Below are 26891 nucleotides of genomic sequence, written 5' to 3' on the forward strand. Positions count from 1 at the left end.
GGTTCACGAGCGGCCGCCGCCCGAGGGCGGCTTCCGATGCGGGGGCTCGTTCGAGACAGCGGGTGGAGGACTCCTGACCTCCAGGACGCGCTCGGAGGCGGCGCGGTCCCTGGCGTCCGACGACCCGGAAGGCGCGTCGAAGAAGCCCGACACGGGGATGACCGACGCGGGCTCGTCGTGTCGCGGCGGCGCGGGCTCGCGAGTCTCTCGTGGGCGTGCCTCGAAGTAGCCGGACTCCGGCGAGGTGGGCGTCCCTGCGCCGGGGAGCTCTCGGGTACCCCGTGGCGCCTCGCTGTTCGCCGGTGTGGCCGCACCAGACACCCCAGGGCCCTGGTGAAGGTCCGGGCCCTCGCGCGAGGACGTGTCCCCATAGCGCAGGTCCGAGGCCTCGAAGGCTCGCGGGCTGGGCTCGACGTGGCGGGACGCCGCCACATCGCCATGACGGGGCCCCGCAACGACCTCGGGCGACGCGAGGGGCATGAAGTCCGAGCTGGTCAGCGCGCGTGGAGGTGACACGAGGTACTGCCAGCCCGCGGCGTCGCTGTAGGCCCAATCCGATGCACCCGAGGCTCTCGGAGGGGACTCCAGATAGCGCCAGCCGGACGCCCCCGGAACCTGCGCGGAGGCATCGAAGTACCGCATGTCCGATGCGCCCGGAGCACGCGGGGGCGATTCGAAGTATCTCCGGTCGGACGGCGACGGTGGCGCGGTGCCACCCGCGACGTCGACGTAGCGCATGTCCGATGCGCCAGGAGCTCGACCGACCTCCAGATACGCATACGTGGGGCGAGGACCTTCGACGGGTGGACGGGCGCCTTCGAGCCTGCCCACCGAGGGCGATTGATATCGCTGGTCCGAAGCCCCCGGAGCCCGCGGCGGCCCCACTTCGAGATACACGAGCGTGCGCGGCGCGGGAGGCGCGAGGGGCGGCTGCTCCGCGTAGCGCATGTCCGAGGCCCCGGCCATCCGAGCCTGGGCTTCGAGGTAGCGCTGCGAGGCGACGTAACGCTGATCCGAGGCTCCCGGCGCGCGTCCGATGCCGGCGAGGTGCGGGCCCGAGGATTCACCTGGAAGCACACCCTCGACGTCGAAGCGCTCGCGGTGGACGACGGAGATGTCCTTCATCCCCGCGCTTCCTGGCAGCTCCACGCGATGCCACGTGACGTACTCGCGCTCCTCCACCGGAGGCACCTGGCGCCTGGGAACGGGAGGCGCCTCGGGCTCCACGGGGACCGGGCGACGCATGAACCGCACGGAGGTGTCGGTCGACACGCCCGCCGGAGGAAGTGCAACCCGGTTGCTGGAACCACCGATTCTACGCGAACGACCATCGCGCCCGAGGAAGTGTGCCTCGATGCGGTACAGACGTCCGGAGGGCAGCCCGTGGATGTAGTAACCGCGCGTCTCGAGCACGCAGTCGAGCTCGCGCACGAGCGCGTCTCCGTCGAAGACCCGCAGCACGGCGCGAGGGGAATCGAGGTCACGCATCGCGCGCGTCCGCGTCGCGGCGCTGAAGTCCCAGAGCGCGAAGAGCGTGTTCGGGTCTCTCGCGAGCAGCAACACCGTGTCGTCCTGGTACTCGGAGGGCAGCGCATCCCGCGCGGCGGTATGTCCCTCGCCTCGCTCCGAGGACACGGGCGGGTGCTCGACCTTCTCCTGGAGGTGATGACGTCGGGCCTCGCTCTCGCCGGCGACACGGGCGACGAAGAAGCCTTCGATGACCGGCTCCGCGCGATGCTGCTCGACGGGAGCAGGTGCGGGCGGCGGCGCCTGGGATGACTCGGGGGCGCCCATCGGCGCCGAAGGCGTGGGTGCCGAGCCCTCGGCCTCCGCCCTCGCGGGTTCACGAGGCGCTCGAGGCTTGGGCGGAAAGTTCACCACCTGCGCGGGCCGCGCCGAGGGAGGACTGCCGGGCTTCTCGGAGGCGCGCTTCGCAGCCACGCGCTTGGGTGCGGACACCCTCCCCTGCTCCGAGGGCTCCTCCGCCCGGGAACGACCTGGCTTCGGCTTCGACTCGGCGGGCGCCTTCGCCACCGTCACCGGGGACGCCCGAGTCGCCCGCTTCGAGGCCAGCGCGTCCTTCGTGGCGCCACCGCGAGACGTCGGGGCCTCGGCCTTGGCGGACACGGCCGGGGCCTTCGACGCGGCGGTCTTCATCAGGGGCACCGCCTTCGTGGGGGGCCGGGCCCTGGCGGTCTTGGACGCCGGCGCTGGAGCCTTGGCCGCGGCGGCCTTCACCGGCGGAGCGGGTCGGGTCGCGATTTTCGCCGGGACCGGAGTTTTTTCAGCCGGGGCCTTCTTCGCGGCGGCCTTCTTCCCGGGAATCCTGAGGCCCGCCAGCCGGGCGAGCTTCGCCAGCGCGGGCACGAAGGCGGCCAGGGCGGCGATCAACTCTTCCTTCTTGAGCTTGCTGTATCCGCTCCCCAGGTGCTTCCGAGCCAGCTCTCGCAGGGAGCCGACGGTGACGCTCTTGAGGTCGTCCATAGGCACCGTTCGCCTTTAGGTCGCTGGCACTGGAGGGTCAACGTGCCAGCATTGCTTGTGTTCGTCGCCCGACCCCCTCAGCTTCTCATCAACCGATGACACCCACGATGCGGCTGGGTATTCTGCCCCCGCTTTGAGCGACCTGCCCAGACTGCTCCTGTGCAGCTTCGACGTCATCCCCGGCCCATCCGGCTCGTCACGCCGTTTGACCGAGTACCTCAAGGCGTTGCCCGACCGCTTCTCTGTGGTGGTGCTATCGGCGAAGACGCCTGACCACTCCCATATCGAGAAGTACCAGGGCGCTCGGCTGCTGCGCGTGCCGGTAGGCTCGGGGGACCTCGCCTCGCGAATCCAGGCCTTCGAGCGGGCCGTCCGGCGCCAGCTCGAGAGCGAGGACTATGCGCTCGCCCACTTCACGGACCCCTTCGGGGGCTACGCGCTGTGCGAGCTCAAGGGGGACTACGGCTACCGCCTCATCTACGAGGCGCAGACCTTCCCGTCCCAGGAGCTGCGCTACACGCACCCGCAGACGGAGGGCGACCGGCGCTTCCTGTCGAAGGTCCGCAGGCAGGAGCTGTTCTGCCTGATGAACGCGGACCGCATCATCACCGGCTCCGAGACGACTCGCTCGTACATCCAGTCCCTCGGCGCGAGCGAGGAGCTCATCCGTGTCGTGCGCGCCCCCGTGGACCTGGGGCCCTTCTCGCCCGACGTGCTGGGCGCTCCGGATGGGGAGCCGCTGCGGCTGATGTACCTGGGCAGTCACGTGGGCTGGCAGGGGCTGCCCACGCTGCTGCGCGCGGTGGCGCTGGCGGCGAAGCAGGTGGAGGTGCGGCTGACGCTCGTGGGCGCGCAGCACCCGGACTGGCAGCCGCACCTGGACGAGCTGGTGAAGGAGCTCGGCCTGAAGGACCAGGTGGAGTTCCAGCCGCCGGTGCACCACGACGACGTGGCGAAGGTGCTGGCGCTGGCGGACGTGGGAGTGCTGGCGCTCGACGATGTGGAGCGCAACCGGCTGCAGGGCGGACCGCTGGCGAAGGTGTCCGAGTACTGCGCCGCGGGCCGGCCCATCATCGCCGCCGACCTGCCGGTGTGCCGCGAGCTCATCCCGGCGGACGCGGCGGTGTTCTTCCCCGTCGGCGACAGCCAGGCGATGGCGGCCCGCATCGTCGAGCTGGCGCGCGACGTTCCTCGGCGAATCGAGCTGGGGCAGCGGGCGCGGGAGCACGCCGAGTCGGCGCTCGACGCGGGGGTCATCCGCGGGCAGCTGCTGGATATCTACGACTCGCTGTTGGACAAGCGCTCGGTCCCCGTGTCGGGCCGGAGCGAGGATGACCTGCCCGCGGCGACGATGGTGACGGGCACGCCGACCAGCCGGCTCGCGTCGCTGCTGCCGCCCGACAGCGGGCGCATCAAGATTCCGCAGCCGGCGAAGCGAGACCCCGTCGAGGAGAAGCCCGCCGAGCCCCCGTCCGAGGTGGCCGCCGAGGAGCCCCCCGTGGTGATGGGGATGGTGCTCGAGGACGGGTTCGATACGCGGCTCATCAAGACGGAGCCGGACGCGCGACCCATCGAGCCTCCCGTCGTCATGGGGCTGCCGCTGCGTGAGCGCGCCGCACAGACGTCGACTCCGGGCGCAGCTTCGTCGACCTCGGCCCCGACGACTTCCGAGCCCACGCCGGTGACGGCGCAGGGCATCCCTCCGGATCCGACACCGGTCACGCCCCGTCGCACGACGGAGCCCGAGGAGCCGGAGCAGGACGCGCCTGAAGCCTCACCTCGTCGCGAGGAGGACGCGGCGGAGGAGCGGCTGTCGAAGGTCCCGCCGCATGGGACGCCCCGGCTTGGGGATGAGCCACCGGCGCCGACGCCCGTGGAGTCACAATCGGCGAGGTTCCCGGACGAGTCGCGTGAGGAACCGGGCGGGAAGGAGGCCCGTGATGAGCGCGCCGAGGAGCCTCCGTCGCCGACGCCCGTGGTTCGCGCGCCGGCTCCGCTTCCGATGGATGAGCCGCCGTCCCCCACGCCCATCATCCGCATGCCGGCCTCGTTGAAGGATGACCGGGGCGCGATGGCGCGGGACGGGGGGGCGTATTCCAACGGCCGCCATTCGACGCGGGAGGAGCCGCCCTCTCCGACGCCGGTGGTCCGGGCGCCGGCGCCGCTGCCGTTCGACGAGCCGCCCTCGCCCACCCCCATCGTCAAGGCGCCCGCGCCGCTGCCGTTCGACGAGCCGCCCTCGCCCACGCCCATTGTTCGCAGCCCGCTCGCCTCGCGAGCGGAGGACGACGCACCGGCACCGACTCCGATCATCCCCGCGCGCTCGGTGCTCGCGAGTCGGAGCACGTCCGCACGGGTCGAGACACCGTCGCGTCGGATGGCGCCGCTCACTCCGCAGACGAAGGGCTCACCCGACGGAGACCGCGGATCGACGCGAGTCGACTCAGAGCGTCCGTCGGTTCGTGGTGCGCCCGTACCGGATCCGGAGCGTCCCGCGGGGCGCGCGGGCGCGACAACTGACTCCGAGCCCCCCTCGGTTCGCGGCACGCCACTCCCCGACGCGGAGCGCCCCTCCGTCCGAGGCACCCCCGTCCCCGAACCGGAACGGCCCTCCGGGCGCACTCCGACGGTCCCCGAGCCCGAACGGGCCTCCGTGCGCGTCCCGAATCCCGACTCGGAGCGGCCCTCGGTCCGAAGCGCCCTGCCGGAGCTGACCGCTCGCGGTCACACCACGGACCCGGAACGAAACACCCCGCGCCCCTCCGGCATCGTCGAACCGGAACGTCCTCGCACGGGTGAGACGGATCGGCTCCCGCCGCTCGTCCGTCCCAGCCCGCCGCCCGACCTCTCGCGCAGCGGATCACGCGGCAGCGCGCTCGACCCGGATCGCCCTCCGCCCATCCTCACCCCGGGAGCCGGCACCCCTTCCGTCGGAAAGTCCTCCCTGCTGGGCGACCTGCCGCCGCCCGACACCGACCGAGGACCTCCCGTCCTCAGCCCCTCCAGCGACGCCGACCGGCCCCCCTCCCTCCCCCCTCGCGCCACCAGCGCCCCGCCGCCCGTTCCCCGGCAGCGGCCGCCGCGCCTCTTGTCCATCGACGGGCCCCCTCGACTGGAGCCCGTCGACACCTCCGCGTCCCGCCCCGGCCTGCCCGCCATCAGGTCCCCCGAAGCCGAGGACGAACCGGAGGAGATCTCCGAGGACGAGGCCCACGCCATCGAGGATGGCGAGGAGGCGGGCCCCACTCCGCCCCACTCGCGCCCACGTCTGGACGATGAACCGGACGAAATCAGCAGCGACGAGGTCGAGGACGCCGAGGTCTCCGCCAGCAGCGCCGCCCAGCTCGTCGACGACGAGGACGACCTCCAGGAAGCCGACGCGGACCCCATCCCCGACGAGGACGAGGGCCCCCCGCCCGAGCCGCTCTCCTCGACGCTGAACCCCTGGTTCGCCCAGCTCGCCCACGGCTACTGTCCACCGGAAGGCACTCAGTTCGCGCGCCACACGCCCCCCACCACCTTCCCGGGGCGGGACGACGACGCGGATCCATCCCGAACGCCCTCCGCCCCCCGTGCACCAGGCGTCGTTCGCGGCAAGAGCTCGTGAAGCAGCCAACCGAGCACCCTCCGGAAAGTTTCCAAGCGTCGCTCCCGCCCAGTAGGATGTCGCGGTTTTCACTGCACTTTTTACGGGTGAAAGGGCTTCATGGAGCGCCGCGTCCTCATCGTTGAAAGCCAGAACGACTTCGCCCTCAGCATGGCGACCGTGCTCAAGAGCGCGGGTTACCAGACCGCCATGGCGGCGACCGCGACGGATGCGCAGCGCGAGCTGGAGAAGCGCCGACCGGATCTCGTCGTCCTTCGGGCCGAGCTTCCGGATCAATCCGGTTTCACGCTGTGCGGGCAGATCAAGAAGGGCAAGTGGGGCCAGAACCTCAAGGTCCTGCTCCTCTCCTCCGACACGGGCGTCGAGGGCCTCACGCAGCACCGGCAGACGCCGGGCGCCGCGGACGGCTACCTCGTCATCCCCTTCGAGATGGGAGAGCTGGCCACGATGAGCACGGGCATCATGCCCCCGGGCCAGGACGAGTCGGACGCCTCGCTCGACGCCGCGCTCGCCGGTAACGCGCCGCGCGAGGCGCCGCCCCCCATGCCGGGCATCCGCACCAACGCCGGCGGCCCGCCCAAGCTCCCCAAGCGCGAGCGCCGCAGCGCGATGACCGAGGAGGACCGCGCCTTCCTGGACCGCGCCTTCCAGTCCATCGCCGACCGCAAGGCGGAGCTGCTCGCCGAGTCGCGTCAGCTCAAGCGCCCACCCCCGCGCCGCGAGCTGATGGGCACGCCGGAGGGGAAGATCCAGATCCTCCGCGACGAGCTCAAGACGCGCGAGGCCCAGCTGGCCCGCCTCTCCGAGATCTGGAGCGTGCGCGAGCGCGAGCTGCTCTCCGGCGAGGACCGCCTCCACGAGAAGGACGTGGAGCTGCAGGGCCTCAAGATGCAGGTGGACGATCTGCTGCGGCGCTTCAACGAGGCCCAGCAGGCGATGCTCCAGAAGGAGCGCGAGCACGGCGCCACCGTCGACGACCTGCTGCTGCAGAAGTTCTCCTCGGAGAAGGACCTCATCGAGGTCGTCGCCTCCAAGGAGAAGGACATCAACCTGCTGCGCAAGGAGGTCCACAACCGCGACGACGACCTCGCGCGGCGGGGCGCCGAGCTGGAGCACCTGCGCGGCGAATACGAGAAGCTCGACAAGCACCTCAACGTCGTCACGTTGGAGTTCGAGGTCAAGGAGCAGAAGCTCCAGGACAGCGTGCGCGCGCACGAGGCCGAAGAGGCCCGGCTGGGCAAGCGCGGTGACGACTTCGAGGCGGAGCTGGGCCGCACCATCAGCGAGCGCGACCAGCGCTACGCCGAGCTGGACGGCGAGATTCAGGCCCTCCAGGAGCGGCTGCAGCAGACCGAGCAGGAGCGCGACTCCACCGTGCGCGGCCTGGAGACGCGCGCCGCCTCCGCCGAGGAGCACGGCGCCCGCGCCGACGCGGAGATCACCCGGCTGAACGCGGAGCGCGACGCGCTCGAGGCGCGGCTCAGCCAGCAGGTGGCGGATCTCGAGACGGACCTCGCGCGCACCACCGGCGAGCGGGATCAGCTCCGGCTGGACAAGGACGCCCAGGAGGCGGAGCTCAGCCAGCGCATCGAGGACCGCGACGCCAAGATCTCGGCGTTGGACCGCGAGCTGTCGGAGACCATCGCCCGCAACGAGCGCACCGAGGCGGACCTCAACTCCAGCATCCAGCAGCAGCTGGAGCGCATCGGCGAGCTGGAGGGCGAGGTCGAGGCCGTCAAGGCCCACCTGGCCGACCGCGAGGCCGAGCTCACCGGTGAGCTGCAGGCGCTCACCGAGGCGAAGAACGCGCTGGAGGAGGACCTCACCGGCCGCCTGGAGGCGCTGCGCGTCGCCAAGGACGCGCTGGAGGAGGACCTCACCCGCCAGCTCGAAGAGGTCCGCGCCGCCAAGGCGGAGCAGGAGGCCGACCTCACAGGTCAAATCCAGGCCCTCACCTCGCAGCTCGAGGCGGCCCAGAACCAGGGCGAGCAGCTCCAGGCCCGCGTCGCGTCCCTCGAGGGCACCGTCGCCCAGCGCGAGTCCACCATCGAGGGACTCCAGGGTGATGTCGCCACGCGCGACCAGCGCATCTCCGAGCTGACCGGAGACCTGGAGGCCACCAGCCAGACGCTGGCACAGACGCAGGGCACGCTCGCGCAGACCGAGCAGCAGCTCGCGGACACGCAGGGCACCCTCGCCTCCACCGAGCAGTCGCTGTCCGAGACGCGCGGCGAGCTGGAGGCCACCAGCCAGTCGCTGTCCGAGACGCAGACGCGCCTGGCCCAGACGGAGGAGGCGCTGTCCTCCACGCGCGGGGAGCTGGACGCCACCAGCCAGACGCTCGCGCAGACGCAGGACACCCTCTCCCGCACCGAGCAGCAGCTCGCGGACACGCAGAACACGCTCGCCACCACGGAGCAGTCGCTCTCCGAGACGCGCGGCGAGCTGGACGCCACCAGCCAGACGCTGGCGCAGACCCAAGGGACGCTCGCTCAGACCGAGCAGCAGCTCACGCAGACCGAACAGCAGCTCGCGCAGACCCAGGGGACGCTCGCCAACACGGAGCAGTCGCTCTCCGAGACGCGCGGGGAGCTGGATGCGACGAGCCAGACGCTGGCGCAGACCCAGGACACGCTGGCGCGCACCGAGCAGCAGCTGGCGCAGACGCAAGGCACGCTCTCCCAGACCGAGGGCAGCCTGGCCGAGACGCGCGGCGAGCTGGAGGCCACCAGCCAGACGCTCACCCAGACGCAGAACACGCTGGAGGAGACGCGCGACGAGCTGGGCACCACCACCGCGCAGCGGGATCAGCTCAAGCTGGAGCTGGACGAGACGCGCGCTGTGCTCCAGGAGACGCAGGCCTCGCTGTCCCGGACCACGGGCGAGAGGAACCAACGCATCGCCGAGCTCCAGGCCCTGGGCGAGGCCAAGGACGCGCTGGAGCAGCTGCTCACCGGCCAGATTGGCCAGCTGCGCGGCGAACTGTCTGAGACGCTGGGCAACTACGAGGCCGAGCGCGCCGCGCACGAGAAGCTCGCCGCCGAGACGAGCGCCACCATCGAGGCGCTCACCGGCGAGCGAGACGGGCTGCGCTCGGAGCTGGAGGCCACCAGCCAGACGCTGGAACAGGTGCAGGGCCAGCTCGCCGCCACCCGCGACGCCCTGTCGCGCGAGCAGCAGGCGCACACCACCAGCCGTCAGCAGGCGGCCAGCACCCAGTCCGCGCTGGAGGGCGAGCTCAACGAGGCGCGCAACCAGGCGGAGGAGCTGGGCGAGCAGCTCACCATCACCAAGCACGAGCTGGGCGCCCGCGTCGCGGACGTCACCCAGCTCACCGCGCAGCTCGCCCAGGTGGAGGACACCCGCGCGAACCTCAAGGAGCGCCTGGACACCCTCACCGAGGAGTCCCAGCGCCGCGAGGAGCTGCTCCAGAACGACCTGGCCACCAAGGGCAAGGAGCTCTCGGACACGCTGCGCAAGCTCACCCAGGTGACGCAGGAGAAGATGCGTCAGGCCGAGGTGCTCAACCGCGAGGTCGCCACCCGCACCGAGCAGGTCAAGGCCCTGGAGACCAAGCTCCAGACGCAGGCCACCGACGCCAAGCGCCACGCGGACGGGCTCGGCCAGCAGATGGCCGGCCTGAACAACCAGCTGGAGCTGGCGAAGAAGGCGCTCGGCGAGCGCGAGGAGCAGCTGCGCGCGGCGGGCACCAGCCACCAGAAGCTGACCCAGGAGCGCGACGGCCTGGCAGGACAGCTCCAGCAGGCGCAGGCGGCCCAGGCTCAAGCGGCCCAGGCCTGGCAGCAGGAGCGCGCCGAGGCGAAGCGCGCGTCCGACGAGCTGGCGGCGAAGCTGGCCAAGGCCGAGCAGCGCATCGCCCAGCTCACCCAGGAGGCCCAGGCGAAGGCGGCCGACGCGGACGCCAAGGCCAAGGACCTGCAGGCCCAGCTCGCCACCCGCACCAAGAAGGTGCAGGACCTGGAGCTGGCGGTGGAGAACGCGCAGGGCGCCAAGGCCCGCGCGGAGAAGGACCTGGCCGCCAAGGTGGCCGCCGCCGAGGGCAAGGCCAACGAGGCCGCCGCCCGCCTCGCCACCGCCCAGAAGGAGCGCAAGGACCTGGAGGCCCGCCAGCTGCGCGAAATCGAGGAGCTCAACACCAAGCAGAAGGCGGAGCTCGAGCGGCGCGAGGCCATCAAGACGCAGGAGGTCACCCGCCTGCAGCAGTCCGTCCAGGAGAAGAGCAAGGCGCTCAAGGTCGCCGAGCTGGAGCTGGCTCGCTACAAGAGCAAGGCCCCCGCCGCCACGCCCGCCCCCGTCGCCGCCAAGGCCGCCAAGGCCCCGGCGCCCGTCGAGGACGACGACCTGGCCACCCGGCCTCAGCTCAACCAGGTCATCCCCGCGGCCGCGGCCCCCGCTCCCGCCAAGGCCGCCAAGGCCGCCGCGAAGCCCGCCGCCGCGAAGAAGGCCGCTCCCGCCCCCGCCCCGCTGGGTGGCGACGAGTCGGAGCCCACGGACCGCACCATGGTCATCCAGCTGCCCACCCAGGCCGCCAAGGAGGATGACGACTGGACGGCCCTGGTGGACGAGCTGGACAAGTAGCGGGCCTGGGGCCGCCTCACGTGGGGCGGCCCCGCCGGCTTGCCGTCACCCTGGCTGTCTGGAGTCCCGGCATCCGCCGGAAGGCCGGCGGTCCGCCGACCCGGAGGGCTTCGGGAGCGACTCGCCTGGAGCCGCGACATCCGTGCCCTACCTGGGTGAAAAACTCAGAGGACGGCGCGCGCGTCGCGCACCAGCTCCTTGAAGTGCAGTGAGGCGAGGACGTCGCGGAGGGAGGCCTCACGGCCCACGCTGTGCGCCTGCGCCTGCGCCTCGCGCCAGCGGGCCATCAGCGTCCGCAGCGTGATGTACGCCAGCAGCAGCGGGAAGCCTCCCGGCAACAGGAGCACCGCCACCGCCATCACCATCCTCATCCACGCCCACACCATGACCACGGACCTCGCTGCTTTCCCTTCGTGAGTTGCGCCACTGAGATGCACGGTGCGTGCCCACGGTGCGCAAATAATTTCCCTCCCTTTTCCGCAGGGTTGGGGACCAGCGGGGCAAGAGAGCCGCGACGTGGGGGTGAGGATCCTGGCATTTTTGCCGCAGTCGCCTGAAAGGCCCTCGGTTAAGTTCCGCCGCGTGAGCACCCCAGAGACGGCCAAGGTCCGCGGATTCGACAGCGTCGCGGACGCAGAGAAGCAGCTCGAGCAGGTGGGATACCTGCCTTCACCGGAGATCGCCACCGCGGCCTTCCTGGCGGACCGGATGGACAAGCCCATCCTGGTGGAGGGCCCCGCGGGCGTGGGCAAGACGGAGCTGGCGCGCGCCATGGCCGCCGCGCTGGGCCGCGAGCTCATCCGGCTCCAGTGCTACGAGGGCCTGGACGAGGCCAAGGCGCTCTACGAGTGGGAGTACGCCAAGCAGCTGCTCTACACCCAGCTGCTCAAGGACAAGATTGGGGAGATGGTGGAGGGCACCCAGTCGCTGGCGGAGGCCGCGGATCGGCTGGCGTCCGGCGACGCGGTGTTCTTCTCCGAGCGCTTCCTGTTGCCCCGCCCCATCCTGCGCGCGCAGCTGTCCGAGCGCCCCGCCCTGCTGCTGGTGGACGAGATCGACAAGGCGGACCCGGAGTTCGAGGCCTTCCTGCTGGAGGTCCTCTCCGACAACGCCGTCACGATTCCGGAGCTGGGCACGTTCCGGGCGAAGCACATCCCGCGCGTGCTGCTCACGTCCAACGCCGCGCGCGAGCTGTCGGACGCGCTCAAGCGCCGCTGCCTGCACCTGCACATCGACTTCCCGGACCGCGAGCGCGAGCTGCGCATCGTCCGCTCCCGGCTGCCCCAGGTGCCGCAGGTGCTCGCCGAGCAGGTGGTGGAGGCCGTCGCCGCCATCCGCGCGCTGGACTTGAAGAAGGCTCCCTCCATCAGCGAGACGCTGGACTGGGCGCAGAGCCTGGTGCTGCTCAACGCGGACCAGCTCACCTCGGACGTGGTGGCCTCCACGCTCAACCTCGTCCTCAAGTACGAAGGCGACATCGAGAAGGCGCGCGCCAACCTGCCGCAGATCGCCCAGGCGTGAGGTGCGTCGGGACACCCGCCTCCGCGTGAGCCGGGGCATCCGTCCACCGGTGTATGCTCAGGCGGCCCGCTCTCCTCGAGGCCCTGGCCGCTCGTGCTCCTGAAGGAACGCTTCCAGATCAACCGCCCGCTCGAGCAGCAGGAGCTGACGCTCGTGCGCGCGTGCGTGGACGGCCCCGGCCTGCTCGACGCGCGCGAGGAGGCCGTGCTGCGCACCGCGCTGTCGCTCGCGAAGCTCTACAAGGTCCAGCACGGCGGCCTCGACGTGGGCGTGGGCGCGCAGCTCACCCCTTTCCGTGAGGAGGTGGAGCGGCGGCTCGGCCCGGTGCTGAACGGCGCGAGGCCTCCCACGCGGGACAGGCTGGTGCCGCACGTGAGGGACTTGCGCGAGCACGCGGCCCGCGCGCGCGATGGAGTCCTCGCGCGACTGCGGGGACGTGTACCGCCCGAGGCGCTGGACAGGGAGCTGCGGCACAAGGAGCTCGTCATGGTGACGGGCGGCGGAGGCGGCACCGCCTTCGTGTACCTGGGCGTGATGAGCCTGCTGGCCGAGCACGCGCTGGAGCCCCGGCTGCTCGCGGGCGCGTCGATGGGCGCGGTGCTCGCGCTGATGCGCTCGCGCATGGCGCGCTTCGACCCCACGGAGATGATCAACATCGTCCGGGGCCTGTCCTTCCGGAAGCTCTTCCGCTTCATCTCCACGGAGAGCCGCTACGGCCTGCCCGCCGCGCTGCGGCTGTTCCTGCGCGCGGGCCTGGGCCGCTTCTTCGGCGCGGGCCCCGAGGGCAGCGGCATGCGGCTCAAGGACCTCCCCGTCCCCACGCTCATCGCCGTGGGCGGCATCCGTCGGGGCATGCTCCCCAGGCCGCTCGAGTATTACGAGCGCCTGCTCGGCACCAGCCCCCTGGGGCTGCTCGACCCCGTGGGGGTCGCGCGCCGCATCCAGGCCGCCATGGGCGCCATGGCCGAGCTCTTCACGCGCCCCGAAATCACGATGCGCCTGCACCTGGGCGCCGACGACGCGAGCGGCGAGTTCGACGCGCTCGACGCCGCGGGCTTCTCCTCCGCCCTGCCCGGCGTCATCCACTACGACGTGCTGCGCGAGGACCCGCGCATGCACTCGCTGCTCGACGGGCTGATGGCGCACCACGGCATCGCGCGCTTCATCGACGGAGGCCTCGTCGACAACCTCCCCGCCAAGGCCGCCTGGAAGGCCGTGGCCAAGGGGCGCATCGGCACGCGCAACACCTTCATCCTCGCGCTGGACGGCTTCGCGCCCCGCCTCGCCACGCCCTTCTGGCTGCCCCTGCAGCGGCTCGCGGCGATGACGGTGGCGCCCAACCTGCCCTACGCGCATCACATCAAGCGCTTCCCTCGCACGCTCTCACCGCTCGACGTCGTGCCCTCCGTGGAGCTCGCCTCCAAGGCCCTCCACTTCGGCCGCAAGGCCATGGCGGACGACCTGCCGTGGCTCCGCCGCATGCTGACCCCCTTGCCCGCCGTGCTCTGAATTCCGGGGAACGGCTTTCACGCTTTGACCTCATAGCGTGTGGTGGCTAGAAGGGCGGGGCAGTTCCACTTTTCAGGGCGAAGGAACCCCCGCATGAGCTCCACCTCGACCAGCGTATTGCGTGCCGACCAGATCTGGCTCGACGGCAGATTGGTGAAATGGGACGAGGGCCATGTCCATGTGATGACGCACGCCCTCCACTATGGGCTGGGCGCGTTCGAGGGCATCCGCGCGTACCGCACGCATGATGGCCGGCTCGCTGTGTTCCGCCTGCGTGAGCACATCCGCCGGCTGCTCGACTCGGCGCACATCATCATGCTGAAGATTCCGTACTCCGAGGACGAGCTGGTCGAGGCGTGCCTGGACGTGCTGCGCAAGCAGAAGGACCTGTTCGCCAACGGCGCGTACCTGAGGCCGGTGGCCTTCATGGGCGACGGCGCCATGGGCCTGGGCGCCGTCAACCCCACCCGCGTCGCCGTGACGGCGTGGGATTGGGGCGCGTACCTGGGCGACAAGGGCATCCGCGAGGGCATCCGCGCCAAGGTGAGCTCCTTCACCCGCATGCACGTCAACGTGAACATGGTGCGCGGCAAGATCTCGGGCCAGTACGTCAACTCCATCCTCGCCAAGCGCGAGGCGGTGCTCGGCGGCTATGACGAGGCCATCCTCCTGGACATCAGCGGCTTCGTGGCCGAGGCGTCCGGCGAGAACATCTTCATGGTGAACAAGAAGGGCGTCATCAAGACGCCGCCCCTGTCCTCGCCCATCCTCGACGGCATCACCCGCGACACCGTGCTGAAGATCTTGCGCGACAGCGGCCGCGAGGTGGACGAGGTCACCTTCACCCGCGACGCGCTCTACATCTGCAACGAGATCTTCTTCACGGGCACCGCCGCGGAAATCACTCCCGTGCGCGAGGTGGACGACCGCATGGTCGGCACCGGCAAGCCCGGCCCCATCGGCACCTTCGTGCAGGAGACGTACTTCCGCACCGTCCGGGGCCAGGAGCCGCGCTACGCCGAGTGGCTCACCTACGTCTGACGCTCCACCCGTCCGGCTCCCGGCGCCCCTGACGGCCCGGGAGCCCGACGTCCCTTCCTCCACCCGAGGGCCCCGACGCCCCGGTGACGGAAGACCCTCCCCCCCATCGTCGCCTGCCCTCCACCCACCGGATTGGGCTAGAAAGGGCCCCCGATGGCACCCGCCGGCCCCGCATACGACGACAATCCATTCAAGCTAGAGAACCCGTCCATCCTGGACATCGCCCCGGCCGAGCCGAAGACGGTGGAGGAGACGGGGCTCAAGATGGGCCTGCTCGCGGACATCGCGCTCAAGTTCCTCTACTACTCCGGTACGGGCACCGGCATGGGCATCGCCGACGAGATGCGGCTGCCGTGGCCGGGCGTCATCGAGCACGTGGTGGATTTCCTCGCCACGGAGAAGCTGGTGGACCTGCGGGGTGGCAAGGGCTTCGGCCGCGCCTCGGTGGAGTTCATCCTCACGGAGAAGGGCCGCGAGTACGCGCGCGACGCGCTCACCCGCACCACCTACGTGGGCCCCGCCCCCGTCCCCATCGAGCAGTACAACGCGCTCATCACCAGCCAGACCGAGGAGACGCCCGTCGTCAGCCAGGAGGAGCTGGTGATGGCGCTCAGCCACCTCACCGTGCCCGCGGAGCTGATGGACAAGCTGGGCCCGGCGGTGAACTCCGGCCGCTCGCTCTTCCTCTACGGCCCGCCCGGCAACGGCAAGACGAGCCTGGCCGAGGCCGTCTCCCACATGTTCGGCGGCGAGGTGTACGTCCCGCACTGCCTGGAGATCGGCAATCAGATCATCCAGGTGCATGACCACCTCATCCACACCCCCGTCCCGCTGGAGCTGGGCCGCGACACCTCCGGCCGCCGGCAGACCTTCGAGATGGACAACCGGTGGATGCTCTGCCGCAGACCCGCCGTCGTCGTCGGCGGCGAGCTCACGCTGGAGACGCTCGACCTCATCTACTCGGAGAGCACCCGCTTCTACGAGGCCCCGTTCCAGGTGAAGGCCAACGGCGGCATGCTCCTCATCGACGACTTCGGCCGCCAGAAGGTCCACCCCACGGACCTGCTCAACCGGTGGATCGTCCCCCTCGAGAAGCGCGTCGACTTCCTTACCCTGCATACCGGGAAGAAGTTCGAAATCCCGTTTGATCAGCTTCTCGTGTTTTCAACGAATCTTGATCCGAAGGAACTGGTGGACGAGGCCTTCCTGCGGCGCATCAAGTACAAGATTGAGGTCACGAATCCGGACGAGGAGTCCTACCGGGAGATCTTCCGCCGGGTGTGCGAGGCGGCGGGAATCCCCTATGTGGACCAGGCCGTCACGTACCTCATCGAGCACTACTACAAGCCGCGGACCATGCAGCTGCGCGCCTGTCACCCCCGGGACCTGGTGGGACTCATCAAGGACGCGGCGCGCTACCGGCAGATCCCGCCCGCCCTCTCCAAGGACCTGCTCGACCAGGCGTGCGAGGTCTTCCTCGTCAATCTCTAACGGAATTCGTTGTTACAACCGTGCGGAATTTCTAGAATCCGCATGCCGTTGTATCGCTCGGCCGCACGCTATGGCCACTCTTGGGTGGCTCGGCGCAAGAAGGAGCCGCAGTCCGTGAAGGAACGCTACCAGGACATCGACGAGAAGAACGAGGCGCTGCGCGATTACCTCGAGATCTTCAAGGACAAGCAGCAGGCGCGTGACTTCCTCGAGCAGTTCGAGATGTCGTGGATCTACCACGACGCCGCGTTGGAAGGCGTGGTCTACACCCACCAGGAGCTGAAGGCCGCGCTGTATCCGCAACGCGCGAGCGCCGAGGCCTCGATGATTCCGGTGGTGCTCGAGATCCGCAACCACAAGGCCGTCTGCGACTTCATCCGCGAGGAAGCCGCGGGCGCCAAGAAGCAGGCGCAGATCACCCTCACCACCATCAAGCGGATGCACGACCTCTTCCTCGGGAACACCCCCGAGGCGCTGGCCGAGCGCGCGCGCATGGAGCGACGGGAGCGCACCGAGAAGGAGCTCGCCAAGGAGCGTGAGCGCTCGGGGCTGCGCAAGGACATGCCGCTGCACCGCACGTACTTCCACGACATCCACCAGCCCGCGAAGATCCAGCCCGCGCTGGAGAAGCTGGTGGACTACACGGCCAGCGCGGAGTTCCGCGAGTTCCACCCCATCAAGCAGGCCGCCACCGTGCAGCACATGTTCCTGCAGATCTTCCCCTTCACCGAGCACAGCGGGAAGGTGGGGCGCATGTGCAGCAACCTCATCCTGCTGCGCAACAACTACATGCCCGCGGTCATCCACTCCATCGATCGGCAGCGCTATTACGAGTGCTTCCGCGGCCCGGCGGCGCAGTTCCGCACGGTGCTGATGGACGCGATGGAGAACTCGCTCGACAACGGCGTGAAGTACTTCCGGGACCTGGGCCGCAAGTACAAGGCCATCAACAACTAGGTCCCCTCCCGCCAGGAAGACCAGGCCCCCTCCGGCCGGCAAGGCCCGCCGCCGGAAGGGCGGGCCTCCGCACCCGGGGCAGGAAGGCGTCCGGGCACCCGGTCTTCCGCCCCCGCGTGAACGTCGGCCGGGGCATCTGCAACTTTGGTGTGCGGCAGACACCCCGCACCCGCCGGCCCCTCGAAACCGGGAGCCGGAGGAAGTAAAGAAGACCACTCCATGCCCGTGACACAGTCCTTCAACAGCCGCCGTGCCCAGGGAGCCTCGGGGGGCGAGCTGACGGAGCCTCCGCCACCGCGACTGGCCCTGCTGTCGGCGCGGGACAAGCTGGAGCGGCTGCTCGAGGTGGCCAAGGGCCATCGCAAGGCGCTCATCCTCACCCACGACAACCCGGATCCGGACTCGCTGGCCGCCGCGGTGGCGCTCGCCCAACTGCTCGAGCGCCGGGCGAACCTGGAGGCCCAGGTGGGCTACGGGGGCATCATCGGCCGGGCGGAGAACATCGCCTTCGTGAAGGTGCTGCGGCTGCCCGTCTCGCACGTGTCGCAGCTGGACTTCGACGAGTACGACCTCTTCGGGCTGGTGGACACGCAGCCCAAGGTGGGCAACCACTCGCTGCCCGCGCGCATGGAGGCGCACCTGGTGGTGGACCACCATCCGCTGCGTGAGGAGAGCCTGGCCTCGCCGTTCGCGGACGTGGGCGGCGACTTCGGCGCCACGTCCACCATGCTGGTGGAGTACCTGCGCGCCGCGCGCGTGGAGCCCTCGGTGGAGGTGGCCACCGCGCTGTTCTACGGCATCAAGGCGGACACGCGCGACCTGGGCCGCGAGACGACTCAGACGGACATCGACAGCTACCTGTGGCTGTTCCCGCGCATGGACAAGTCGATGCTCGCGCAGATCGAGCACCCGGAGCTGCCGGCGCGCTACTTCCAGCTGTACCACACGGCCTTCGAGCGGGCGAAGGTGTACGGCACCGCCATCGTCACCGACCTGGAGGAGGTCTACTCCCCGGACATGGTGGCCGAGGTCGCCGAGCGGCTGATGTTCCTCGAGGGCACCAAGTGGTCGCTGGCCTTCGGCACGTACCGAAACCAGCTCTACTTCAGCCTGCGCGTGAAGGACCGGCGGATGAACGCGGGCCGGCTCATCCGGGAGATCTTCGAGGACTACGGCGGCTCGTCCGGCGGCCACGGCAGCATGGCGGGCGCGCGGCTGCCGTTGTCGGGCAAGGCGGCGCAGCGCAAGGCGCTCAAGCGCGAGCTGGTGAACCGCTTCCTCGATGCCTTCGGCGTCGCCGACGAGCGGCCCGTGTCGCTGCTGTCCGCGCAGGACTCGTGATCTACTGGGACCACAACGCCGCCGCGCCCGTGCGCGCGGAGGTGGCCTCGCTGCTCGCGCGCGCCTTTCTGCAAGGGGGCCACGGCAACGCGTCCAGCGTGCACGCGGCCGGACGCGAGGCCCGCGCCAGGCTGGATGCCGCCCGGGCCCGGGTGGCGCGGGTGCTGGGCTGCGAGCCGAAGGAAGTCTGCTTCACCGCCTCCGGCAGCGAGGCGGACGCGCTCGCGCTGGTGGGCGCCTTCCACGCGCGCCCCGTGGCGGAGCACCGCCGCGTGGTGACGTCCTCGGTGGAGCACCCCGCCCTGCTCGGCGCGGTGGCGCGGCTGGAGCAAGAGGGCGCGCAGGTGGTGCGGGTGGCGCCGGGCGCGGACGGGCGGGTGCGTGAGGAGGACCTGCTCGCGGCGCTGACGCCGGACACCGCGCTGTGCTCGTTGATGTGGGCCAACAACGAGACAGGCGTGGTGCAGCCCGCGGCGGAGCTCTCGCGCGCGTGTCGCAAGCAGGGCGTGCTCTTCCACACGGACGCGGTGCAGGCGGCGGGCAAGGTGCCGCTGTCGTTGCGCGAGGTGGACGCGGACCTCCTGTCCCTGTCCGCGCACAAGTTCGGCGGCCCCTCGGGGGTCGGCGTGCTGGTGGTGCGCAAGGGCGTGGACGTGCGGGCCCTCACGCCGGGACACCAGGAGGGGGGCCGGCGCGGAGGGACGCAGAACATCCCGCATGCGGAAGCCCTCGCGCTCGCGCTGGAGCTGGCCGCGAGCGAGCAGCCCCAGGTGGCCTCGCGCGTCGGCGCGCTGAGAGACGCCTTCGAGCAGGCGGTGCTCGCGCAGGTGCCGGGCGTGGTGGTCAATGGCGCGGGCGCGCCGCGCGTGCCCAACACCAGCAACCTGCGCTTCGAGGGGGTCGAGGGCGAGGCGCTGCTCATCGCGTTGGACCTCGAGGGCATCTGCGTGTCGATGGGCGCCGCGTGTGCCTCCGGAACGCTGACGCCCTCGCATGTGCTCCGGGCCATGGGCCTGTCGGCGGCCGAGGCCCGAGGCAGCCTGCGCTTCAGCCTGGGCTCCGAGACACGCGAGGAGGACGTGCGACAGGTCGTCGACGCCCTGCGTCGTCACGTCCCCACCGTCAGGGCGCTCTCGGGCTGAGGCCGGCGTGGCCCGGCGTGCTTGCAGGGTGAAAGGCGCGATTGACGCGGCCGCCCATCACGCGCGCGAGCATCCGGCGTTGAATGCCCCATCCCCCCTGGGGTGCATGGACCTTGAACATGCCCGCTCCGGTGGAAACCATTCTTTCCGCTGCCGATGCACGGGGGGAACACATGGGGATGGGCTCAGGAGGGAAGCAGTGGCTGACGCATCGACTCGCGGTGCTCGCGGGTGCGCTCGCGCTCGCGTGCGCGCCGGGCTCGGGACAGGAGGACGCCTCGCCGACGGAGGACGTCACGCGGGCCGCGAGCGCGCCGACGCCGCTGTGGGACGAGGACGCGATGCCGCTCGAGGCCGCGAGTGCTTTTAGAGATCGCTGCCCGGGGCCGGAGGCGGCGCTCGGCGCCACGCTCCACGTCGCGAACCTGGGACCTCGGGACGCCGAGGCGCCGCTCGGCTCTCGCGCCAATCCCTTCACCACCATCATGGCGGCGGTGAGGGAGGCACAGCCAGGGAACATCATCCAGGTCCACGCGGGCATCTATCCGGAGCAGGTCGCCATCACGCCGCTGAAGGCGCGCGCCGGCACGGCCTCCGCGCCCATCGTGCTGCGAGGTGAGCGCGCCGCGCGCCCCATCATCGTCCCCTCCGCCACCGACGTGGGCAGCCTGGTGATGCTGAGCCAGCCCTATTGGGTGGTCGAGTTCGTCGAGGTCGACGTGCGCGAGCGGCCCTCGTTCGCGGCGTTGTTCGAGAACGACACCACCTGCACGCAGCTCACCGATTCGGTGCTCCACGGCGGGCGCGCGGGAGGTGGCGTGGTCGTCAGCGACGCCTCACGGCTGCTCATCTCCGGCAACAAGGTGCATGACTTCTCGCGATGGGGTCAGGACTCCCACGCCGTCGTGGTGAAGGGGGCGTCGCGCGAGGTCTTCATCGTGGGGAACGATCTGCATGACGCCTCGGGAGACGCCGTGCAGTGCCAGCCCAACGAGGGCCGCCCCTCCGCGCTCTTCATCGAGGGGAACCAGATGCACGACTGCGGGGAGAACGGCATCGACGTGAAGGCGTGTGACGACCTGGCCATCCAGGGCAACGTGTTCTTCCGCTTCCCGAACCTGGAGCGCTTCCCCTGGCAGGCGACGACGTCCGCGGCGGAGGCGGTGCTGGTGCACGAGGACGCCACGAACATCCGCATCATCGGCAACGCCATCTTCCTGGCGGGGAGGGGCATCTCCATCGGCGGCCTCTCCCCCGTGGACAATCCCGTCGACGTGCTGGTGAAGGGCAACGTGGTGACGGACATCTTCAACTTCGCGAACCGGGCCAATGGCCAGGGCATCCGCATCGTGCGGGCGCACCGGGTGCGGGTGCTCGACAACATCATCGAGCGGACGGAGGACTCGGGGCTGCGGCTCGCCGCGGACGAGCCGCTCGTCGTCACGGACCTGCAGGTCTACGGCAACACGCTGCGCGACATGACGAGCTTCGTGAAGCTGGGACGCGACACCGCCCGCCCCGGACTGCGGATGGACCGCAATCGCTACGAGGGGGCGGACGGCAAGTTCAGCGCCTTCGGACTCCTCTCCATCGGCACCTTCACCACCTGGCAGAACCGGCTGGCCCCCTTCAACCTGGAACAGGGCTCCTCGCTCATCACCGCCGAGCCCGACGATGGGCAATCACCGCCCATGGTCGGCGAGGAGTGACACGTCGCCCGCGGCGCGGTGAGCGGCGCCTGGGCGCTACCACGGTTGATCGGGCAGCGACTTCTCGCGCACCTCTTCGTCCGGCTGGCCGTAGCCCGGCATCCCGTCCTCGCGAGGCTCCTCGGGCCGGGCGGGCAGCCGCTCGGGCTGCTCCTCACGCGTCTTGCGCTCGGGGGCGGACTCTTCGGGCTTCGGCGGCGGGGGCTTCTGGGTGGCCATGGCGGTCCTCGCGAGGGGGGCGCCGCGCGCACCTTGGCGCGGCATGCGAGGAGGTTCGTCATCCCCGCGCCCTCGTGCGACTGCCAGCGCCGAGGCGACAGCGGGGCGCGGGGCCGCTCCCCTACTCCGTGCCCGAGGAAGGCGGGGGCACCACCACCGCGGGCATGATGTCGCTGGCGCCGAACAGCCCGCGCACCACCGCGGCGATGGCCAGCGGCGTCCCCACGCGCTCGTCGTAGTGCGGCGCGAGCGCCTGGGCGAAGGACTCCGCCGTGGTGAACCGGTCCTCGGGGCGCGCGGAGAAGGCGCGCCGCATGACGTCCTCGAGCGCCTCGGGAACCTCCGGACGCAGCTCGCGCAGCGGCCGGTACGCGCGGGAGCGGATGGCCTGGAAGACCTCGTCCGGCGTGGCGCCCGTGAAGGGGCGCTCCAGGGTGAGCAGCTCGTAGAGCACCACCGTCGCCGCCCACAGGTCCGCCTCCGGGCTCACCTCGCCCAGGAGCGACTCCGGGGAGAGGTAGTACGGCTTGCCCAGCACCTCCCCCTCCTGGAGCTTGCCGTCCACGAGCACGCGCGAGACGCCGAAGTCCCCCAGCTTGATCTCCCCCACGCGGGAGATGAACAGGTTCGACGGGGACACGTCGCAGTGGACGATGCCCAGCGGCTCGCCCTGCGCGCCGGTGGCGGAGTGAGCGTACGCCAGCGCCTCCAGCAGCACCTTGCCCAGGTACACCGCGAAGTCGAGCGGCAGGGGGATGCCTCGCACCTTGCAGCGGCGGAGGATCTGCCCCAGGTCCCGCCCGTCCACCAGCTCCATGACGATGAAGTAGATGCCCTCCAGCTCACCGGCATCCAACACCGTCACGATGTTCGGGTGGTGCAGCTGCTTGGACAGCTGCGCCTCGCGCGAGAACAACGTCACCGAGTCCGGGTCCGCCGTCAGCGCCGGCAAGAGCCGCTTGAGCGCGACGGTCCACCCCTCGCGCGGGCCCGACAGCACCCGCGCGCGGTACACCTCCGCCATGCCGCCCTTGCCGAGCACGGAGAGGATTTCATAGGGGCCGAAGACCCGCTGGGCTTTCGGAGGCGAAGGCGTCTGGCTCACGGGCTCGAGCTTCCGGCTCCCGCCGACTCGCGGCCCGGCGCGCGCTTGCGATTCTTCACCGTCTTCTGCACCTGCTCGATGTCCGCGGCGAGCGCCCGCACCAGCACCGCCTCCCAGGGCTTCGGACTCTCCGGCGCCCAGTTCAGCTCCAGCGCCCGGCGCAGCAGCGGCACCACGCGCCCCTTGAAGCCCTGCTGCTCCGCCGCGTACGCCTGCCACGCGTAGACATCCGGCCGCGACGGAGGCACCGGGCGGATCCGCTCCAGGTACTCCACCGCCCGGACGGCGTTGCCCGAGCCCAGGTTGCTGGCGGCCATGCCCACCAGCGCGTCGATGTCCTTGTTGTCCTCGGCCAGCGCCGCCTCGAAGCGCGCCCGGGCCATGTCCCACTTGCCGTTCGCCAGCAGGTTCTGCCCCAGCTCCACCGGCCGGGTCCCCAGGGGCTGGGGCCGCGCCGCCGCGGCCTCCTTCGCCGGCGCCAGGGACGCCTCCACCTCATCGGGGGGCGCGGCGGGCACCTCCTCCTCGCGCTCCACCGGCTCCGCCCCCCGGACTCCGCGCAGCGTCAGCACCGAGTCCTTCAACCCGGGCGAGTGACACTTGGGCGGCAGCCGGAAGTGCGCGCTGAGCACCAGCGAGTTGGGGTTGTAGACGGCCAGCGCCGTGAAGGGCCTCACCCCCACGCAGTCCGGCGGGGGGCCCTCCAGGCAGAGCTGCACCGTGGCCACCAGGACGTTGCCCTGGAACTCTCCGGACAGGACTTCGGTGCCAGGGGCGAACTTGCAGCCACCTCCGGACCCGGCGGACAAGCCCACCAGGCGCTCGCCTTCCATGTGCAGGTCCACCTGCCCGTAGGTATCCCCCTGGTAGGGGCCTGCGAGCTTCGGTCCCGCCCAGGCGAGGCCGGAGGCGACGGAAAGAGCCGTCACGAGTCCCTTGTTTAGAAGCGAGGGCGGCATGTGCGGGGTGTGGGGGACTGCCATCATAGGGGGCCTGCGCCCGCCTTGTAAACGCGCGAGGATGCCTTGACCTCGCCGCTTCCCATCCTTATCATTTCAAAAGGTGGTCGCGAGTTTTCGCTGTAATTTCGGGACCTTGGTGGCACTGTAGCTTTGTTTCAAGGGCTGTCCCCTGCGGGGCGCGTGATGCCCAGCAGAAATTCGAACCGATACGTCCATTCCGGGGTCCGTTTCGGTCGCCATGTGCAAGCCCTCCCTCCTCACGGGGGATGAGGGAAGCCTGCGGCGGCATGATTTCGGTTCCCACCTGGCTTTTGAGGGTTCAATGGACGCTGGGCACACGGCCATGCGGCGGGGGACTTTTTCTGCGGAGCGGCGGCGGTGAGCGAGACGGTGGTGGAAGAGGCGGCGGCGGCGAGGAAGCAGACGCTGCGGGATGAGTTGACGGCGCGCCGCAAGGCGATGACGCCCGATCTCATCGATACGCGGGGTCTCAAGGTCCAATCTCGATTCCTGGCGACGAAGTATTACGAGAAGGCGCGGTACGTGGCGCTCTACGCCCCCATCAAGGGCGAGGTCCCCACGCAGGACATCCTCAAGGCGGCGCTGCAGGACGGGAAGATCGTCTGCTACCCGCTCTCCCATGTGCACGGGCGGATCCTCTCCTTCCGGGCCATCAAGTCCGAGCTGGAGCTGGAGCCCGGGCGGCTGGGCGTGAGGGAGCCGACGAACGCGTCGGATCTCATCGCGGTGGAGCAGATCGACCTGTTCGTGGTGCCGGGACTGGGCTTCACGGAGGACGGCAAGCGGCTGGGGCGCGGAGGCGGCTACTACGACGCCACCCTGCGCGCGGCGAGTCCCCGGAGCCGGCGCGTGGGACTGGCCTTCAAGGAGCAGCTCGTGTCGGTGCTGCCCACGACGGGTGACGACGTGGACATGGACCTCGTGGTGACCGAGTCCGAGGTCCACCGCGGCCTGCATCGCGAGCCAGAGTTCCTGGATACGTGAAGGTCCTCTTCATGGGAGACGTGGTGGGTCGTCCGGGGCTTCAAGCCGTCCGCGCCCTCCTGCCACGCCTGAAGGCCACCCATGGCATCGAAGTGACCATCGCCAACGCGGAGAACAGCGACCAGGGTGCCGGCATCTCTCCGGAGACGGCCGACACCCTGCTGTCCGCGGGCGTGGACCTGCTCACGAGCGGCAACCACTTCTGGTCCAAGAAATCCATCATCCCCTGGGTGACGGCGCGGCCGGACAAGCTGCTCCGGCCCGCCAACTATCCCAAGGACACCCCGGGCAAGGGCCATGGCCTGGTGACGCTCCCGGACGGGCGCGCGCTGGGGGTCATCAACCTGGAGGGTCGCGTCTTCATGCGTCCCCACGACAACCCCTTCGAGGTGGTGCTGGGGTTGGTGGAGGAGCTGAAGGCGCGCACGCCGTGCGTCCTCGTGGACATGCACTGCGAGGCCTCCAGCGAGAAGAACGCCATGGGGGCGCACCTGGACGGGCGGGTGTCCGTCGTGGTGGGCACTCACACGCACGTGCAGACGGCGGACGAGCGAATCCTCCCCGGCGGCACGGCCTTCATCACCGACGTGGGCATGTGTGGCCCGCTCGACTCCGTCATCGGGATGAAGAAGGAGCAGTCGCTGGCGCGGTTCCTGGGGCAGAAGCACGCGCCCTATGAAGTGGCCGAGCGGCTCGTCTACCTGCAGGGCGTGGTGGTGGACATCGACGACGCCACCGGCCGCGGCCGGAGCATCGAGCGCGTGCGCGTCCACCTGCCGGGTACCTGAACTTCCGGAAGCGGAAGGCTCGCGTGCAGGGCGGGGGTTTCGGTTATGGTCCGCCGGCCATGAATCAGGACGCACTGCGCAAGGCGACCCCCGAGGAGCAGTTCGAAGAAGTCACCCGCGGCACGGTGGACCTCCACTCGCCCGAGGACCTGAAGAAGAAGCTCCAGTATTCGTATGACTCGGGCAAGCCGCTGGTCATCAAGGCGGGGTTCGACCCGAGCCGGCCGGACCTGCACCTGGGCCACTCGCTGCTGCTCACGCGCATGCGGCGCTTCCAGGACTTCGGCCACTCGGTGGTGTTCCTCATCGGCGACTTCACGGCGCTGATTGGAGACCCCACGGGGCGCAACGCCACGCGCCCGGCGCTCACCCGCGACGAGGTGAAGGCGAACGCGGAGACGTACAAGCAGCAGGTCTTCAAGGTGCTGGACGCGGACAAGACGACGGTCCGCTTCAACTCCGAGTGGCTCGACAAGCTCGGCACCGAGGGGATGATCCGCCTGGCGTCGCGCTACTCGCTGCAGCGCATGCTGGAGCGCGACGACTTCAAGAAGCGCCACCGGGACAACGTCTCCATCGCCATCCACGAGCTGCTCTACCCGCTGCTGCAGGGCTACGACTCCGTGGCGCTGAAGTCGGACGTGGAGCTGGGCGCGACGGACCAGCTCTTCAACCTGCTGGTGGGCCGGCAGCTCATGCGCGAGGAGAGCATGGCCCCGCAGGTCATCATGACGGGCCCCATCCTCGAGGGCCTGGGCGCCCGCCTCATCGACGGGAAGATCGTCGGCGACAAGATGTCCAAGAGCCTGGACAACTACGTGGGCGTCAGCGAGCCGGCGGACACCATGTTCGGCAAGCTGATGAGCATCACCGACGACCTGATGTGGCGCTACTACGAGCTGCTCTCGTCGAAGACGCTCAAGGAAGTCACGGAGCTGAAGGCCAAGGTGGCCAGCGGCGAGGTGCACCCCAAGGCCGCGAAGGTGGCCTTCGCCCGGGAGATGACGGCGCGCTTCCACGACGAGGAGGCGGGCCGCAAGGCGGAGGAGGACTTCGAGAAGCGCTTCGCGAAGAAGGAGCTGTCCGCGGACGCGCTGCCCCAGGTGGACGTGTCGCTGGGCGGCGCGCCCACGCTGCCGCTGACGAAGGTGCTGGCCGAGGCGAAGCTGGTGGCGTCCTCGACCGAGGGCCGGAAGATGCTGGCCCAGGGCGGCGTGCGGGTGAACGGCGAGAAGGCCACGGACCCGAAGGCGGAGCTGTCCGCCGGCGAGTACACGCTCCAGGTGGGCAAGCTGAAGGCGGCGCGAGTCAAGCTGGCGTGAATTCCCTCCGGGGGTGGTGCGTCCCTGGTGGCCGAGGAGTGGCCCGTCCCGTCCCTCGTGTCGAGGGGCGGGGTGGGATTGGGATACAG

18 protein-coding genes and 1 other RNA gene are annotated in these 26891 nt (G+C 70.3%); 14 read left to right on the forward strand and 5 right to left on the reverse strand.

The annotated features are described in order from the left end of the window. Positions 1-3 precede the first annotated feature (3 nt). Positions 4-2484, reverse strand: a complete 2481-nt coding sequence (locus VZQ01_RS01075) for a DUF4912 domain-containing protein (RefSeq protein WP_426746688.1) — start codon at positions 2482-2484, stop codon at positions 4-6. Positions 2485-2617: 133 nt separating this feature from the next. Here VZQ01_RS01075 and VZQ01_RS01080 point away from each other — a divergent pair, with 133 nt between their 5' ends. Both VZQ01_RS01080 and VZQ01_RS01085 read left to right on the forward strand, forming a co-directional pair. Next, entirely contained in the window at positions 2618-6091 is a 3474-nt protein-coding gene (locus tag VZQ01_RS01080; RefSeq protein WP_426746689.1) for a glycosyltransferase family 4 protein, read from the forward strand. Between the two features lie 99 nt (positions 6092-6190). After that, on the forward strand, positions 6191-10690 hold the full coding sequence (locus VZQ01_RS01085) for a response regulator (protein ID WP_426746690.1): 4500 nt from the start codon (positions 6191-6193) through the stop codon (positions 10688-10690). A 164-nt stretch (positions 10691-10854) separates the two neighbouring features. On the opposite strand, the gene VZQ01_RS01090 is transcribed toward VZQ01_RS01085, so the two are convergent. After that, complete coding sequence (locus tag VZQ01_RS01090) at positions 10855-11061, reverse strand: hypothetical protein (RefSeq protein WP_223750048.1); 207 nt, start codon at positions 11059-11061, stop codon at positions 10855-10857. Between the two features lie 211 nt (positions 11062-11272). On the opposite strand from VZQ01_RS01090, the gene VZQ01_RS01095 reads away from it, so the two are divergent. The 8 genes from VZQ01_RS01095 (at position 11273) to VZQ01_RS01130 (ending at position 21401) form a co-directional block, all read left to right on the forward strand. Next, complete coding sequence (locus tag VZQ01_RS01095) at positions 11273-12211, forward strand: AAA family ATPase (RefSeq protein WP_141322822.1); 939 nt, start codon at positions 11273-11275, stop codon at positions 12209-12211. Between the two features lie 93 nt (positions 12212-12304). Next, positions 12305-13720 (forward strand): patatin-like phospholipase family protein, encoded by a 1416-nt coding sequence (locus VZQ01_RS01100; protein ID WP_223750049.1) that lies wholly within the window; start codon positions 12305-12307, stop codon positions 13718-13720. A gap of 93 nt (positions 13721-13813) precedes the next feature. Beyond that, positions 13814-14761 carry a branched-chain amino acid transaminase gene (locus VZQ01_RS01105; RefSeq protein WP_223750050.1) on the forward strand — a complete coding sequence of 316 codons (948 nt, stop codon included), beginning with the start codon at positions 13814-13816 and terminating at the stop codon, positions 14759-14761. Positions 14762-14914: 153 nt separating this feature from the next. Beyond that, positions 14915-16252, forward strand: a complete 1338-nt coding sequence (locus VZQ01_RS01110; protein WP_141322819.1) for a DUF8689 domain-containing protein — start codon at positions 14915-14917, stop codon at positions 16250-16252. 114 nt (positions 16253-16366) lie between these two features. After that, positions 16367-17209 carry a Fic family protein gene (locus tag VZQ01_RS01115; RefSeq protein ID WP_141322818.1) on the forward strand — a complete coding sequence of 281 codons (843 nt, stop codon included), beginning with the start codon at positions 16367-16369 and terminating at the stop codon, positions 17207-17209. 219 nt (positions 17210-17428) lie between these two features. Next, positions 17429-18550, forward strand: a complete 1122-nt coding sequence (locus tag VZQ01_RS01120) for a DHH family phosphoesterase (protein WP_223784676.1) — start codon at positions 17429-17431, stop codon at positions 18548-18550. After that, positions 18547-19692 carry a cysteine desulfurase family protein gene (locus VZQ01_RS01125; protein ID WP_426746692.1) on the forward strand — a complete coding sequence of 382 codons (1146 nt, stop codon included), beginning with the start codon at positions 18547-18549 and terminating at the stop codon, positions 19690-19692. The genes VZQ01_RS01120 and VZQ01_RS01125 overlap by 4 nt, the downstream gene beginning before the upstream one ends. A 485-nt stretch (positions 19693-20177) precedes the next feature. Continuing rightward, positions 20178-21401 carry a right-handed parallel beta-helix repeat-containing protein gene (locus VZQ01_RS01130; protein ID WP_426746693.1) on the forward strand — a complete coding sequence of 408 codons (1224 nt, stop codon included), beginning with the start codon at positions 20178-20180 and terminating at the stop codon, positions 21399-21401. A gap of 36 nt (positions 21402-21437) precedes the next feature. On the opposite strand, the gene VZQ01_RS01135 is transcribed toward VZQ01_RS01130, so the two are convergent. The 3 genes from VZQ01_RS01135 to VZQ01_RS01145 form a co-directional block, all read right to left on the reverse strand. Further along, positions 21438-21620, reverse strand: coding sequence for a hypothetical protein (locus tag VZQ01_RS01135; RefSeq protein WP_223750054.1), 183 nt, complete (start codon positions 21618-21620; stop codon positions 21438-21440). A 121-nt stretch (positions 21621-21741) separates the two neighbouring features. After that, positions 21742-22725 carry a serine/threonine-protein kinase gene (locus tag VZQ01_RS01140; protein ID WP_426746695.1) on the reverse strand — a complete coding sequence of 328 codons (984 nt, stop codon included), beginning with the start codon at positions 22723-22725 and terminating at the stop codon, positions 21742-21744. Beyond that, positions 22722-23654 (reverse strand): tetratricopeptide repeat protein, encoded by a 933-nt coding sequence (locus VZQ01_RS01145; RefSeq protein WP_141322812.1) that lies wholly within the window; start codon positions 23652-23654, stop codon positions 22722-22724. The genes VZQ01_RS01140 and VZQ01_RS01145 overlap by 4 nt, the downstream gene beginning before the upstream one ends. 196 nt (positions 23655-23850) lie before the next feature. On the opposite strand from VZQ01_RS01145, the gene ssrS reads away from it, so the two are divergent. From ssrS to tyrS, 4 genes are all read left to right on the forward strand, one after another. After that, positions 23851-24046: non-coding RNA, 6S RNA (ssrS, locus tag VZQ01_RS01150), on the forward strand. 19 nt (positions 24047-24065) lie between these two features. Next, a complete protein-coding gene (locus tag VZQ01_RS01155; protein WP_141322811.1) occupies positions 24066-24692 on the forward strand; it encodes a 5-formyltetrahydrofolate cyclo-ligase in 627 nt (208 codons plus the stop codon). Continuing rightward, positions 24689-25480: a TIGR00282 family metallophosphoesterase gene (locus VZQ01_RS01160; protein ID WP_141322810.1), complete on the forward strand. Its 792-nt coding sequence runs from the start codon at positions 24689-24691 to the stop codon at positions 25478-25480. The genes VZQ01_RS01155 and VZQ01_RS01160 overlap by 4 nt, the downstream gene beginning before the upstream one ends. 59 nt (positions 25481-25539) lie before the next feature. Further along, positions 25540-26802, forward strand: coding sequence for a tyrosine--tRNA ligase (tyrS, locus tag VZQ01_RS01165; protein ID WP_223750057.1), 1263 nt, complete (start codon positions 25540-25542; stop codon positions 26800-26802). The last annotated feature ends 89 nt before the right edge of the window (positions 26803-26891 follow it).

The organism is Myxococcus faecalis (assembly GCF_050039385.1).
In the GTDB taxonomy this organism is placed as follows: domain Bacteria; phylum Myxococcota; class Myxococcia; order Myxococcales; family Myxococcaceae; genus Myxococcus; species Myxococcus fulvus.

What these genes read in the sequence shown, in the direction of transcription:
- VZQ01_RS01075 (WP_426746688.1), bottom strand. Translation starts at nt 2,484, where the DNA reads ATGGACGACCTCAAGAGCGTCACCGTCGGCTCCCTGCGAGAGCTGGCT.
- VZQ01_RS01130 (WP_426746693.1), top strand. Translation starts at nt 20,178, where the DNA reads ATGGCGGCGGTGAGGGAGGCACAGCCAGGGAACATCATCCAGGTCCAC.
- VZQ01_RS01105 (WP_223750050.1), top strand. Translation starts at nt 13,814, where the DNA reads ATGAGCTCCACCTCGACCAGCGTATTGCGTGCCGACCAGATCTGGCTC.
- VZQ01_RS01135 (WP_223750054.1), bottom strand. Translation starts at nt 21,620, where the DNA reads ATGGCCACCCAGAAGCCCCCGCCGCCGAAGCCCGAAGAGTCCGCCCCC.
- VZQ01_RS01120 (WP_223784676.1), top strand. Translation starts at nt 17,429, where the DNA reads ATGCCCGTGACACAGTCCTTCAACAGCCGCCGTGCCCAGGGAGCCTCG.
- VZQ01_RS01110 (WP_141322819.1), top strand. Translation starts at nt 14,915, where the DNA reads ATGGCACCCGCCGGCCCCGCATACGACGACAATCCATTCAAGCTAGAG.
- VZQ01_RS01085 (WP_426746690.1), top strand. Translation starts at nt 6,191, where the DNA reads ATGGAGCGCCGCGTCCTCATCGTTGAAAGCCAGAACGACTTCGCCCTC.
- tyrS (WP_223750057.1), top strand. Translation starts at nt 25,540, where the DNA reads ATGAATCAGGACGCACTGCGCAAGGCGACCCCCGAGGAGCAGTTCGAA.
- VZQ01_RS01090 (WP_223750048.1), bottom strand. Translation starts at nt 11,061, where the DNA reads ATGAGGATGGTGATGGCGGTGGCGGTGCTCCTGTTGCCGGGAGGCTTC.